Source organism: Mesorhizobium sp. M0968 (assembly GCF_040319065.1).
GTDB lineage: Bacteria > Pseudomonadota > Alphaproteobacteria > Rhizobiales > Rhizobiaceae > Mesorhizobium.
On record NZ_JAMYNL010000022.1, the window covers coordinates 76,334 to 89,534 of the forward strand.

The 13,201-nt window shown below is 61.5% G+C and carries 16 protein-coding genes; 4 read left to right on the forward strand and 12 right to left on the reverse strand.

Going from position 1 to position 13,201, the window contains the following annotated elements; all coding sequences use genetic code 11:
- Positions 1-18: 18 nt before the first annotated feature.
- The 10 genes from NKH67_RS27015 to NKH67_RS27060 form a co-directional block, all read right to left on the reverse strand.
- Positions 19-2,271, reverse strand: a complete 2,253-nt coding sequence (locus tag NKH67_RS27015; RefSeq protein WP_352571282.1) for a DDE-type integrase/transposase/recombinase — start codon at positions 2,269-2,271, stop codon at positions 19-21.
- Entirely contained in the window at positions 2,268-2,549 is a 282-nt protein-coding gene (locus NKH67_RS27020) for a hypothetical protein (RefSeq protein WP_353032134.1), read from the reverse strand. The genes NKH67_RS27015 and NKH67_RS27020 overlap by 4 nt, the downstream gene beginning before the upstream one ends.
- Entirely contained in the window at positions 2,546-3,580 is a 1,035-nt protein-coding gene (locus NKH67_RS27025; RefSeq protein ID WP_352571280.1) for a phage Gp37/Gp68 family protein, read from the reverse strand. Before NKH67_RS27025 ends, NKH67_RS27020 begins: the two co-directional genes overlap by 4 nt.
- A complete protein-coding gene (locus NKH67_RS27030; protein ID WP_352571279.1) occupies positions 3,573-3,785 on the reverse strand; it encodes a hypothetical protein in 213 nt (70 codons plus the stop codon). Before NKH67_RS27030 ends, NKH67_RS27025 begins: the two co-directional genes overlap by 8 nt.
- The gene (locus NKH67_RS27035) at positions 3,782-4,072 is read right to left on the reverse strand and encodes a hypothetical protein (protein WP_353032137.1); all 291 of its coding nucleotides are present in this window, start codon (positions 4,070-4,072) and stop codon (positions 3,782-3,784) included. The genes NKH67_RS27030 and NKH67_RS27035 overlap by 4 nt, the downstream gene beginning before the upstream one ends.
- Positions 4,069-4,233: a hypothetical protein gene (locus NKH67_RS27040; protein WP_352571277.1), complete on the reverse strand. Its 165-nt coding sequence runs from the start codon at positions 4,231-4,233 to the stop codon at positions 4,069-4,071. Before NKH67_RS27040 ends, NKH67_RS27035 begins: the two co-directional genes overlap by 4 nt.
- Complete coding sequence (locus NKH67_RS27045) at positions 4,230-4,361, reverse strand: hypothetical protein (RefSeq protein WP_353032139.1); 132 nt, start codon at positions 4,359-4,361, stop codon at positions 4,230-4,232. Before NKH67_RS27045 ends, NKH67_RS27040 begins: the two co-directional genes overlap by 4 nt.
- A gap of 11 nt (positions 4,362-4,372) precedes the next feature.
- Positions 4,373-4,831 (reverse strand): hypothetical protein, encoded by a 459-nt coding sequence (locus NKH67_RS27050; RefSeq protein WP_352452374.1) that lies wholly within the window; start codon positions 4,829-4,831, stop codon positions 4,373-4,375.
- Positions 4,831-5,664: a ParB/RepB/Spo0J family partition protein gene (locus NKH67_RS27055; RefSeq protein ID WP_352452375.1), complete on the reverse strand. Its 834-nt coding sequence runs from the start codon at positions 5,662-5,664 to the stop codon at positions 4,831-4,833. The genes NKH67_RS27050 and NKH67_RS27055 overlap by 1 nt, the downstream gene beginning before the upstream one ends.
- Before the next feature lie 167 nt (positions 5,665-5,831).
- Positions 5,832-6,050 carry a helix-turn-helix domain-containing protein gene (locus tag NKH67_RS27060; protein ID WP_352452376.1) on the reverse strand — a complete coding sequence of 73 codons (219 nt, stop codon included), beginning with the start codon at positions 6,048-6,050 and terminating at the stop codon, positions 5,832-5,834.
- Here NKH67_RS27060 and NKH67_RS27065 point away from each other — a divergent pair.
- The 4 genes from NKH67_RS27065 (at position 6,049) to NKH67_RS27080 (ending at position 8,743) form a co-directional block, all read left to right on the forward strand.
- Positions 6,049-6,483: a helix-turn-helix domain-containing protein gene (locus NKH67_RS27065; RefSeq protein WP_352452377.1), complete on the forward strand. Its 435-nt coding sequence runs from the start codon at positions 6,049-6,051 to the stop codon at positions 6,481-6,483. The two genes, NKH67_RS27060 and NKH67_RS27065, sit on opposite strands and share 2 nt — an antisense overlap.
- Before the next feature lie 364 nt (positions 6,484-6,847).
- On the forward strand, positions 6,848-7,186 hold the full coding sequence (locus tag NKH67_RS27070; RefSeq protein WP_352452378.1) for a hypothetical protein: 339 nt from the start codon (positions 6,848-6,850) through the stop codon (positions 7,184-7,186).
- Between the two features lie 443 nt (positions 7,187-7,629).
- The gene (locus NKH67_RS27075) at positions 7,630-7,749 is read left to right on the forward strand and encodes a YjiS-like domain-containing protein (RefSeq protein ID WP_353032147.1); all 120 of its coding nucleotides are present in this window, start codon (positions 7,630-7,632) and stop codon (positions 7,747-7,749) included.
- Positions 7,750-7,759: 10 nt separating this feature from the next.
- A complete protein-coding gene (locus NKH67_RS27080) occupies positions 7,760-8,743 on the forward strand; it encodes an aldo/keto reductase (RefSeq protein ID WP_352474476.1) in 984 nt (327 codons plus the stop codon).
- Positions 8,744-8,903: 160 nt separating this feature from the next.
- On the opposite strand, the gene NKH67_RS27085 is transcribed toward NKH67_RS27080, so the two are convergent.
- The gene (locus NKH67_RS27085) at positions 8,904-10,706 is read right to left on the reverse strand and encodes a calcium-binding protein (protein ID WP_352616396.1); all 1,803 of its coding nucleotides are present in this window, start codon (positions 10,704-10,706) and stop codon (positions 8,904-8,906) included.
- An 852-nt stretch (positions 10,707-11,558) separates the two neighbouring features.
- The coding region (locus NKH67_RS27090) for a calcium-binding protein (protein ID WP_353032143.1) at positions 11,559-13,201 on the reverse strand (1,643 nt) is incomplete at its 5' end.

Sequence of the window (13,201 nt, forward strand, 5' to 3'; positions counted from 1 at the left end):
ACCGGGCTTTTCCGTTACTCAGGACAGGTACGCGTCCCCGAAATCGCGGTGCATGCCTTGCTGGGCCTTGAACTCGGCTGACAGCTCGTAGCCGCCGAGCCAATGGGCATCGGCAGCAACCACTGGCTCCTCGGCTTCGATGCGCTGGCGAAGGGAGAAGGCGCGCCGGTAGCGCTCCTTGGCCGTTTCCGGCAGCGCCACCACATTGGTGTCCTTAGGCAAATGCGCAGTGCGCAACGCCTCGATCTCGTCCTGCCGGCGCTGGAGCTTCGCGTCCGTTCGCGCGAACAACTCGGCCTCGTCCTGCCGCGTCATCTCCTCGATCAGCCGACGATGCGCGGCCGCCGCTGCCGGGTCGAGCGGCTGGGTCGGGTTGAGCCGCTCGCCAAGCGCCTCGATCGCGGCGCTGATCTGCGGCGTCGAATGGGTCTGTTCGCGTTTCGGCAGCGGGATGACGTTCGGCGCGTCGCGGCGGGCGACTTCCAGGGCGCGCTCGATCAGCGGCGAGCCCTTGGCGATCTTCTTCATGTCCGCCTTCAGATCGCGCGTGCGCTCGTCCACCAGCTCGCCGCGGATTTCCTTGGCGGCGCGGACAAGAGTCTCGGGATGGATGCCGGATAGTTCCGGGCAGATCGCATCGCCGAGGAATTCGGCGCCGTCCTGGGCGAAGGCGTAGGCGCGGCCGGCATCGTTCGGGTCCATGCGCACGAACACGGCCGTGCCCGGCAGAATGGTCGGCGTCATGTAGTGATATCCGTCGATGCGGATGCCGAGTTTGGTGACGATGCGCTGGCCGTCCGTGCCGGCGACCGGCATCAGCAGCAGGTCTAGCGCGCGTTCGGCGACGTATCGCACGGGCGTCGACGAGGACTGGGCCTTGGCGAAGGGCGTGACCTTGTCCAGGCCTGCATGCGGCCGGTGCTGGTAGATGAGCCGAGCCCAATCATCGATGTGCTTCTGCAACTGCGGGCCGGTCAGCGACACGCTGAACGTTACGGCTTCCGTTTCGCCGAGGCGCTGCGCAAAACTCTTGCGGCTCTCGATCGCCTTCCGATCTTCGACCGAATGGCCGACGAACCCCGGGAGCAACGGGCCAACATCGTGCTGGAACGTCTTGATGACGCGTTCGACGTGGCCCTTTTGCTCGGGCGAATAGGCATCGGATGCGTCGGGATTGATGTCGAGCGAAAGGAACAGGCGCTGGGTGTCTTTGGCTACGAAGTCGGACCCGTTGTCGGTGGTGACAACCTGCGGCACTCCCCATTCGAGGATGGCCTTGCGCATCAACAGGGCGACAGCGGAAGCTCGCGGCGTGCGCGACAGCTGCCAGATCGTGCGGCGCGTGGCGATGTCGATGCACGCATAGACCGAATGCCGGCCGTCGGTGCACAGCGCGTCGACTGGCGAGGCGTCGATCTGCCAGAGCTGGTTCGGTTCGGTGATGTGGCGCAGCATGCCGACGCCGGCCGGGGCCAGGTGCGAGCGGTAGCGGTCCGGATTGGTGAGCTTGATCAGCTCGACCTTGTGGCTTTCCTTCAGCCCCTTCAGCGCGTGCTGAAAGGTGCGGACCGGCGGCATCGGAATGATGGTTTCAACGCCCTTTGAAACCGTCTTCAAAGTGTCGCCGAACTCCGACCGGCAGAGGGTCCGCACATGGTGGCCGGAAAGGTGCGGCTGATGGGCGATCAGGGCCAGCATAAAGGCGCTGACCGCACCGCCATTGGCGGTTTCGAGAACACCTGTGCCCTTGCGCGCCTGGGCTGGATCATGCCCGAGCGCGTTGATCTTGCCGTCGCGCTTCTGCGACTGCCAGCGGGCGAGCGAGCGCTTCGACAGGGTAGGCACGATCTCTCGCACCCACTCGTCGATGTTGAGCGAGCCGACATTGTATCGATCGGTGAAGACCTGGACGCGGGTGGCGTAGCCGAGCTGCAGGCCGCGCGAAAATTTCTCGAAGGCGGCGACGATCGCCAGCCGGGCGTCACGCTCCTTTTGTGCGCGGGCGGTCAGGCTGGTGTCCGGCGCGGCACTCGCTGGCGTGACCGGCCGTTCAATGACGAGGTGCTTCTGCTGATAGGCGACCTGGGCAAGCACCGGTAACAGCGAGACGTGATATTCGGTAGCACCGCCCCGACCGGCGCGTTGGCGGGCCTGTGTGGCGCGCTCGTCCCAGCCTTCACGCTCAGCCATCAACTGGACGCCGCGTTCGCTCCACGGCATGTCCGGCAAGGCCTCGGCGGCGATCTCGCGGGCGGTCAGGCAGTCTTTCATGCGGCCACCTCGGCACCCATGCGCCGCAGCATCCGGCGGACCAGGTAGCGGCCCTCAGCGGTCAGCTCCAGCCGGCCGGTCAAGCCGCCGCCACGGTATTTCAGGCGACCGCTCAGCAATCCGGCTTTGAGTGCGTCCTTCGTGACGGAGGGCGCGTGCGCCACGGCCAGGTAGAAGCCCGTCGGCTGGCAGAGATCATCCTTCCACCACAACAACACGAGGTTGCTGATGATGTCGGGGCGGAACTTTTCGAGGAGGTCGAGGCGCGCTTCGATCATGGCCGCACCGCCGGAAATTCATCGTGGGTGCGACCGTCGAGCAGGCGGCCGGCGTCGCCCTTCTTCATCCGCAGCAGCGTGGTGCCGTCGCTCTGATGCTCGAACGAATGGCCAAGGAACTTGGCAAGCCAGGCGGCGTCGTCGAAATTGAGCGGTACCGGCGGAACCCAAGTCTTGCCGTCGCGCACGATCCAGGCGGCGCCCGCTTCTGTTACTGCCGCGATGCGACTGGCGACCTGGTCGGCATCGATCAGGCAGCCCCACTGTTTGAACAGGTAGGGAATGCCGTTCGCCGCACCGAAATCGCGGGTTGCACGGTGCCAGTCAGGATGATGCGGGCGAGCGCTTTTGCCGTTCGCATCGCTCTCGCCGCCTGACACGATCCAGTCGAGGAACTCCCAGCCGGTCCAGTCGACCGGGCCAAGGGCGGGCTCGTAGCTGACCCACGTTTTCCAGCCCATTTCCGAGAGCCGGCGCATGCTTTCGCGGCGTTCGTCGGCGTGAGCTTGGTCTTCAACCGAGACCCCGAGCCAGATGTTGGGCGAGGGAAACGCCATGCCGTCGAAACTCGGCCAGGGCGACGGCGGCATCGCATCAGCGAAGCGCTTCACTGTGTTTCGGAAGGGCTCCTGCTCGACACGGGCCAGATAGTCACGCATCCGACCGGGTCGCTTCGTCAGCACCTGGAAGGCGTGTTGCGGCGCCATCGACATGACGGCAAAAACCCTGTCAATCCATACGTCCGGCACAGCCTCATAGAACAGGTCGGCGTGCGCGCAGACGAAGATCATGCGCGGCTTGGTCCAATGCAGCGGCTGGGTCAGCCACTGTTCGTTGAACCGAACCTCGCCCGTCCACACCGGGCCATTCTTGGTGTCGACGGTGAGGCCTTCGCGGCTCGGATGATGCTTCAGCCGAGTGCCGGCGAGCTTCATCGCGTAGCAGAACTTGCAGCCGGGCGATTTGACCTGGCAGCCGGTGATCGGGTTCCAGGTCGCGTCCGTCCATTCGATGTTTGTGCCGTCAGCCATTGGATGCAGCCTCGCTTGCCTTCACGCGGTCGTGCTCGCTGGTCAGCCAGTCGATCGCCGCGTGCATGGTCGAGAACTTGGCGCTGTTGGCTTCGCTGACGGAAATCCGGTGGATCGAATAGGCGACCCATCGTTCCGCGCGGTTGTTGCCGGCGAATTTGGCGATCGTGCCAAGGCGAACGCCGTCGATGACGATGCCTGTCATGCTCGTGCCTGTTGGTTGGCGCCCCCCGGGGCGGTGGGGGGGGCGCTGCTGGCCGGGGCGGCTTGGGAGATCGCCTCGGCGGATTGGAGGGTGCGGATGGCTTCTTGCGTGTAGCCGTGCAGCTGCTCGCGCATGTGCTGCTTGGTGTCAGCATCCTCGCAGCGCAGCATTTTGAACTGCCAGCGGACGAGCCAGTGCGCCTGCGAGGCCGGAAGCCTGAAATAGTGATCGGGGCAGAAGATGCCTGTCGCAGCGTTCGAGCATGCCGGCATGGCGCAGTGGCTCATGACCAAAGGCCTCCGCCATGGACATGCTTCTGGACACGGCGCCGGAATGCCGCGCCGGCCGCGAGACGGGCACCCTGCTGGCGCGTGAAAAACACGTGCAGGCCGTAGAGAAAGACAGCGTAGAGCAAGGCGCCGGCGAGGGCGATTGCGAGGAAGCTCATTGGCCGAGCCTCCAGGCGATGACAGCCGCCGAAATGCCGGCGTTGCCGAAGGTGGCGAAGGCGACAAAGCCGGCCACTGCCAGCAGCGACAAACAGTCTTGTGCAAGGTCGAGAAGATCGCGTCTCATGTGAAAGCCTTTCATCGTTTCGCTTTCCACTGTGCATCGAACGCCTGCCTATCGAGGGTCGCCCGCTGGATGGCCTCGTCGGCCATTTCCCGCATGATCAGCGCCTCGTATTTTTTGGGGACGACGATCATCCCGGCCTCTTCCAAAAGGGTGTTGAGCGCGCGTACGTCGCCGGTGACCGCGATTAGAGCGAGCAGGCGGAGCGCCGAAATCGAATGCTCCTTGGCCTGGCTGGCGTAGGCATCCAGCATCGGCTTGGAGACCTCGTCCTTCAGGTAGTCGGACATTGCCTGGGCAATATCGGCCCGGCTCTTGTCCGCTTCCGTCAGCGTCAGGCTGACGGCCTTCGACAGTCGTCCCGCCATCGACCAGGCCTGGACCTTTTCCGCATCGAAACGCTCGACCACTGGCGCCGGCTGGTAGTCGCGGAACAGATCCAGGGTCGAGTTGTTGCGGGGTGGCCTGGCCATCAGCTCTGCCGGCCTTTCATCCACCGTTGGATGGCGGCCTCGTGCAGCTCGAAGAACCGGTCTTGCTCGCTTGTCTTCATCTTCGAGAAGTCGGTTGCGAGCTTCTGCCAGCGCGGCTCGGTCGCCGGTTTGGGCGTCCGGTCGAGGGTGGCGATAGCATCGGCTACCGAGCCAGCTTGTGGGGGCTCACTGGTCAGCAGCGCGGCAATATCGGCCTGACGCGTTGGCTGTTCGGCTGCTAGCGCCAGAAGCTCGGATTGGTTGTCGGCGATGCCGTGTAGGGCGATCTGGTCGCGGACGTCTGTGGCAATCGTTGCGATCTTCACGGCGTTGAAGATGCTGCGTTCTGACAGGCCGAACGCCTTCCGAGCGGCCTCCGAAAAACTAACTGCAAACTTTGCAGTAGTTTCTTCTAATGTAATCTTCTTCGGCCGCCCCCCACGATTTGCAACGTGCGCAGCCTCGTAGATCTCGCGCCAGCGGGCGATGTCGACGGCGCGATCAAGGGCGCTCAACTCCCGCCGCGCGAGGTTCTCGGTAATTTCGGCCAGCGCGATTTCAGCCTCGGACGCGAAGTCCTCGGGGCTCTTCACGACGGCTGCGATCGCGGGCGAAGCGAGAAGTTTCGCGGCGGCTAGGCGGTGATGGCCGAACACCAGCCGGTAGCGCTCGCCGGTGGCGATCACCTCGATCGGTGTCTTCTGGCCTTGGGTCCGAAACAGATCAGCCAGCGTTTCGACCCATGCAGGATCAAGCTTGCGCCGGCCGGCTGCGACATCGATCAGGCACACGTCAATGGCAGAAATGACGGCCGGTTTGGACAGATTGGCCATCAGAAGCGGCCTCCGATGTCAAAAGCAGCGCTGCGATTTGCTCTAGTCGGCCCAAAATCGGCGCTGATAATCTCGGCGTTCTGTGCTGCGTGGAGTTGCGTGATGTCGAACGGGTTTATTGACGGTCGCCGGATTTCCGGCATGCGTGCAAGGGCGCTCGGCATGGCTCAGGCAGCCTCGCCGGGGATCTCGAAGAACCAACTGTCATCCCAGGACAGGCCACGGCCGATCGCCGCCGCACGAATGCGCTGCATCTCGCGCAATGAAGGGCGCCTGATACCACTTTCCCAGCGCGAGACTTGGCTCTGTCGAACGCCCGCTAAGGCGGCCATTTCAACCTGAGTGATGGCAAATATGTTGCATCGAATGTGATGGAGTTGGTTCATGCTCGCATTTCATCCCAACAGGGATAAAAGTCAATCCCTATTGGGATTAGGTTTTGATTATCCCTTCTGGCATATTGAGGCGATGGATGTTCCGGTCGTTCTGAGGGCGCTATTGAAGGCTACCGGCTGGACGCAGGCCCGGTTGGCGGGACGTTTGGGCGTCAATCAAAATGACATTTCGCGATGGTTAAAGGGGCGGGAACCACGCGGGAACGCAATGGAAGCGATTCGGACGCTGGCCCTTGAGCACGGCGTCCTTGAAGATCCTACGCTTCGCGGATCCCCTCAGGATCCGAACGAACGTCGCCTACAGAGCGTGTTCGCGCGCGTAGCCGCAGCGCCACTACTGCTTCAGGATCGAGTTATCAGTTTCGCGGAATTTCAGCTTGAGCAGTTCGAACGTCAAAAGAAGTCGCGCGAAACCGCTACGTAAGCGCTTTGATGATCGATGGCCCATTCGCCGCCATAGGCGGCATGCATGGCCTCAGCGAGCGCTTCGGCACATCGCTGAATTCGGTCCAGCGGCGCCGCAGCCCCTACCTCGCTCCCTGCCATCGACGCCGCCGCCAGCAAGAGCCCCGATAGTGCTACCCGCCGATTGACGTTGATACTGCCCGCCGCTTCTTGCCCGTCCAATTTCCGTGACCCGCCCTAGTTATTATTTTAGAACCATACAGGAAGATATTCCTCGCCGAGGTACCCTTAGGGCGCCTCCGAGGTGTCCCAATACGAGACGCTTACAACCATCTGTATCTGCTTAACAGCTTCCCTCAACCTTTAGCGATCGGCTGTGGATAGTGGGGATCAATTGCACATTTTTCGATGTTTTTTGCACCATATCGAGTCGCCTGGGTTTCCGCCATAAAATCGGCGCCATGCCGCCGAAGCAAACAGACGAGTCGAGCCCGGAGCGCGAGCGCCACAATCTTCATATGACGCCGGAACTGAAGGCACGTCTGGCCGATGCGCGTAATAAGAGCGGCAACAGCATGAATGGCGAAATTCATTCCCGCCTGGAAGCGACATTCGACGACTCTGCTCAACGCATCGCTGCAGTGATCTTGCCGCTCCTTCAAAAGCTCGACGAGGACGATCAGGCAAAGTTTGCGGACTTGATTGCCGCTATGGCTAGATGACGCGTAGCCGAGGGCTCTCCCAGCCAGCGGGAAATTCGGGCGCGGGAAGCTTTCGGAGTTCGGTCGCCTCGTCCTGAGCTGTGGTTACGGGGCAACTCTCTGATCTCGTTACCGATTTCCGGCTGATGGGCGTTGTTTTCAAAACTCCGAAGTCGTTTCGGAGTTTGTCGCCGGCGCTCCAGCCCCTCAGATGAAGTTTGAACGCCTTGTTTTCCGGGCTTTTGCCCGATCTAAGTGGTGCCATCTGATCTTGCGCGCGGTCGGCCCGCCGGCCGTTTTGGTGCCAAGTGAAGTTGCGCGGCCGTTTTCTGGCCACCGGGCTTTCTGGCCCCGGCTGTTACCGCTGAACGCCTTGTTTTCCGGGCTTCTCGCGGCTGTTCCCGGCAATTATCACCTTTTCCCAGGATTAGGGGGCTGATGCCATCTGATCTTGCGCGTTACAGATTGCCTATCGCCAGACGCTTGCGAGTTTGAGGCAGGCCCGGGACAGCACACTGGCGGATGCCGGCATTTCTCGCGAAGAGATCCGCGAGCGTGCCCGCCACGCCAGCTTGCGTCATTGAGGAGCCGGGCATGCAGATGATGATGCTTTGGGATGGCCGCTCGGTACCGCGCATCGGCATCGGCACCTGGGCGGCGGGTGGCCCCGCGCGCTGGCGTGACACGGCGACAGTCTATGGCGAGGTCGACGATATCAGGTCGCAAGCCGCGCTGGCGATGGCTTATGAGATCGGCGCGCGGGTGTTCGACACGGCTGCCGCCTACGGCGCCGGCAATGCCGAACTGATCCTCGGGCGGGCGTTGAGGGGCAAGGACGAAGCCGTCATCGTCACCAAGGTCGGCTATTTCGGCGATCCCGAAACGCGTAAGATCGCACCCGAGGATGCCTCTGCCGCGGCAATCCGGACCTCGATCGACAATTCGCGGCAGCGCCTGCAGCGGGATTGTATCGACGTCGTGCTGCTACATATCAACGAGTATCCGATCGAGCGCGCCGGCGAGGTGTTCGATACGCTCGGCCTGTTGCGCCAGGAGGGCAAGATCGGCGGCTTCGGCTGGAGCACCGATCACCGCGAACGGCTTGCCGTCTACGCGCCGCGCGAGGGGTTCGTCGCCGTAGAGAACGACTTCAATGTGTTTACCCCGGCGAACGAGCTGATGGCCGTTGCGGCGCGCGAGAACCTCGTCTCGTTCAGCCGGCTGCCGCTGGCAATGGGGCTGCTCACCGGCAAATACACGCCGGCCATGCGGCTGCCCACCAACGATGTGCGCGGCGGGAATGCCGAATGGATGGTGTTTTTCAGGGATGGCGCCGCCAACCCGGACTATCTGTCAAGGCTCTCGGCAATCCGCGACCTGCTCACCTCGGGCGGACGCACGCTTGCGCAAGGCGCGCTCGGCTGGATACTCGCCAAGTCGGCAATCGCCTTGCCAGTTCCCGGCTTCACGCGGCCCGAGCAGGTCGAGGACAATCTCGGTGCGCTGGAAAAAGGGCCGCTGCCGGAAACGGTGATGGCCGAGATCGACGCAGTGCTGAATATTGCCGAGACTGCGTAGGGTGTGGTGAATCCGGAATTCGCATTGGCGATAATGCGACCAACTTCGATCTCTCTGATGTCTGCCGATATCGCATTTTTCTTAGTCAAGCTTCCGTGGCGCAATTGAACACGGACGGAGCGGCGGACACGCTCGAGTTGAAGGTCCGCCGCTCCGGTTTTCAGATCAAAGAGTGATGCTGCAACGGGAGATGGGTAGCGAGCTGCGCTTGAGCTGCGCCGCCGACCGCGTCGCTGTCGAGAGAGAGCGACCCGGTTGAGCTGTCAAAGATGATGTGGTGGGAACCATCATCCGTGGCCGTAACAGCAGGGGACGTATGCAATGAAAGCCCTCCCGACTTGAGGTCGGCAAGCGCGGAGTGGTCGAGCTGGACTTTGTCCTGAAGCTTGCTGAAGTCGAAGGCATCGTTGCCGTGACCGGATGTCAGGTCGGCGACGGCGCTCTTGTGGACACCGGCGCCGGCATTTTCGTTGCCCTGGAGCAGTTGGGCGAACCCGTGGCCGGTCAGGCTGGTTGCCGTTTTCTCGGATGGGCTGCTGGTCGCGGCAAGCTCCGAGCCGGACGAAAGCGCGGGGCTCAACGCGGCCAGCACCCGGTCAACGCTGCTGCCTCCCTTGTCGCCGGCAGTATCATGGCTGGTGTCGTTGCTGCCGAACAGATCGGTCAGAGCGTGAAAACCGCCGCGGTCGGAGGGGGAAGCGGCGGTCACAGTCGAACTGCCATCGCTTGCGATGGGGTGCGAAGGCGCCGTCGCGGTCGAGCTGCCATCGCTGGTGCTATCGCCGGTGGAAGGGGCGGTCGCAGTCGAGCTGCCATCGCTCGTGGTGGCGCCGGCGGCGGTCGCAGTCGAACTGCCATCGCTGGTGCTATCGCCGGTGGCGGCATGGGAAGGGGCGGTCGCAGTCGAGCTGCCATCGCTCGTGGTGGCGCTGGCGGCGGCGGTCGCAGTCGAACTGCCATCGCTTGCGATGAGGTGCGAAGGCGCCGTCGCGGTCGAGCTGCCATCGCTGGTGCTATCGCCGGTGGCGGCATGGGAAGGGGCGGCAGTCGAGCTGCCATCGCTCGTGGTGGCGCCGGCGGCGGTCGCAGTCGAACTGCCATCGCTTGCGATGAGGTGCGAAGGTGCCGTCGCGGTCGAGCTGCCATCGCTGGTGCTATCGCCGGTGGCGGCATGGGAAGGCGCGGTCGCAGTCGAGCTGCTATCGCCGGTTGCGGCATGGGAAGGCGCAGTCACAGTCGAGCTGCTATCGCTGGTGGCGGCGTCGGACGCGGGCGCAGCAGCACTGCTGTCGCTGCTGGTGATGTCTGAGGCCGCAGCGGTAGTGGTGTTGTGTTCCCGGAAAACGGCTTGCAGTTCCGAGGAGCTTTCAAGCGCGGTATCGCCGTTCTGCGTTCCCCACTTGTAGGTATAGTCGAAGGCGGGTGACGGAACCAGCTTGGCCCAATGATCCATCATGGTTTGCATCTGTTCGGTGGTGGGCATGACCTGTCTGCCGCCATCGGAAGTCTCCCAATTGCCGCCGCCAAAGGCCTGGAAGACCGGAACGATGTTGCTGATCGGGATGCCCGACTTCACCGCTGCAGCCACGGCTCGGTCGATCATGTCGTAGTCGACCGTGTCCGTTCCCGTGCGCACCGGATAGGGGTCTATTCCAAAATAGTCGATATGCGTGTTGGCCGGATTGTAGGTGTTGGTAAAATCCGGATTGGTAGGGGATCCCATATTCATCATGGTGACGAAGGTCTTGGCGCCTGGAAAATGCTCATGGATCCAGTCGGATTCCGCCTTCAGGTTCTCGGCGGTTGCATAGGTGCCCCACCTGCCCGTGGGATCGGGCTCGTCAACCAGATAGAATCCGAACACATTCGGATTGCCGAGGAAGGGGGTCATTTTCTCGATGAAGGATGAAGTTACGCCCTCGTGCTCGTTGAGGTACACCAGACCCTTCATGCCGTCCGGCAACGCGTCGACTTGCGAAGCGTACTGAACGTCAGCCAGATTGAAGCCGGCAGTTGCGATTTCGGTGGCGGATCCACCCGACGTATAATGCAGAGTTGCCATCCAATATTCCTTTTTCTGATTTCGATAGCGCCCGGCGTCTACCTACAGACGGCGTATATTAGCGCCAAATCACATACAGACACCCGTCGATAGAATCATTGACCGTTTGTAGGAATGCTGCACGGATTGTGACTTATTTTGACAGCAGCGACTTAGGACAAGATGCTTATTGTCTTCTGATGTCAGAATGATGCCATAATTGCGACTTTATTTTGAAGGCGCTGTAGTTTTTGAAGTTCCTCGATATTTTTATAATGGCTATACATTTATAGATTTTAATGCGTTAGACGTCAACTTTCGTACGGAAATTCAAAATGACGTTAACCTCTGACTCCGGGCCCCTCCACAGTTTCACTGCCCAACCAATTAGCTGTGGACAATTCGTAGGCATCTGCGCGCTCGTCACCTGGTATCGGTCGGCAGATCTCCGTGATCGAGATCAAATCAATTTAGGAAACCGCCCAAAAGGTGAGAGTAGGGCGGTTCCCAGCTGGAGAGCCTGAGGGCCTTGGCCGCCTGAGCACCGTCATGTGTCCGCCGCTCCGCTAAACACGGGGGCTGCGCGGCGGACACGCCGACGTCACCGCAATGCCACGCCATTTTGCTGAACTTGACGCACACAACTCGAACCCGCTGGGTGACGAAGGTTGAGCATCAGCCAGAAATGGGCATCCCGCTTTGGAAAAATCCGGTGCTTGAACAAAGATAAAGCGGCGGACCGTCTCGAATTGAAGGTCCGCCGTTCCGGGTCGTTCAGATCACAAGGAACGAACCTGCCGTAAGCGACAGACCTGGAGAGAGAGTGGCGAACTGTATTTGAGCTGCGCCACCGATCCCGTCGCTGTCGAAAGAGAGCGCTCCTGTTGAACTGTTGTAGATGATATGGTCGGAGCTATCATGCGCAGCCGTGCCAGCAAAGAAAGCGTCGGATGAAAGGCCGCCCAATTTAAGCCCGGCAAAAACGGCGTCGTCGAGCTGGATCTTGTCCTGGAGCTTGTTGAAGTCGGTGACCTTGTCGATATTGCCGGCTCCAAGAGCGCTGTTGAACACGAAGGCATCATTGCCTCCGTTACCGGTCAAGATGTCAGCACCGCCGCCACCATTGATGACATTGGCGCCGGCATTGCCCTGGATGGCTTGGGTAAACTCGTTGCCAGTGAGATTGATTGCTCCCGTACCTGAAGGACTTGTGGTGGCAAGAAGCTCGACCTGCGAGCCGGCCGAAAGAGCATAGCTCACCGAGGAAAATACTCTGTCGCCGCCGCCGCCGGCCGCTTCAACCACCCTGTCGCCGGCATTATCGACGAGGTAAGTGTCATTGCCACCATAGCCGGTCAGCGTGTCGGCGCCACCCATACCGTTGATGTAATTGGCACCGGCATTGCCTTGGATCGTCTGGGCGAACTCATTGCCGACGAGATTGATTGTTGCGGTGCCGGAGGGGTTTGTGGTGGCAAGAAGCTCGACCTGAGAGCCTGCCGAGTGCACAAGCGCAAAGCTTGCCGAGGCGAGCACGTTGTCGGTACCACCGCCCACCACCTCGAACACCCTGTCGCCGGCATTGTCTACATAGTAGGTGTCATTGCCTCCATAGCCGACCAACGTATCGGCCCCACCGGCGCCGTTGATGACATTGGCGCCGGCATTGCCCTGGATAGTCTGGGCGAACGCATTGCCGGTCAGGTTGATCGCCGTGGTGCCGGACGGGCTGTTGGTGGCGAGAAGTTCGATTTCCGATCCGGCCGCAAGCGCATGACTTACGGAGGCGAATGCTTTGTCGGTACCGCCGCCCGCGGCCTCGATCTCCTTGTCGCGGATGTCATCGACATAATAGGTGTCATTGCCGCCATAGCCGATCATCGTGTGGCCGCCGGCGCCGTGAAACACATCGTCGCCGCTGGTGCCATACAAGGTGTCGCTTGTGTCGACTGGAGGCGGTTCGGTCCCAGTCGTTGCGAGGTTGTGCTCCCGGAAAACGGCTTGTAGTTCCGGAGAGCTCTCTAATGCGGTGTCGCCGTTCTGCGTTCCCCATTTGTAGGTATAGTCGAAGGCGGGTGACGGAACCAGCTTGGCCCAATGATCGATCATGATTTGCATCTGTTCGGCGGTGGGCATGACCTGTCTGCCGCCATCGGAAGTCTCCCAATTGCCGCCACCGAAGGCCTGATAGACCGGAACGATGTTGCTGATCGGGATGCCGGATTTCACCGCTGCAGCCACGGCTCGGTCGATCATGTCGTAGTCGACCGTGTCCGTTCCCGTGCGCACCGGATAGGGGTCTATTCCAAAATAGTCGATATGCGTGTTGGCCGGATTGTAGGTGTTGGTAAAATCCGGATTGGTCGGGGATCCCATGTTCATCATGGTGATGAAGGTCTTGGCGCCTGGAAAATGCT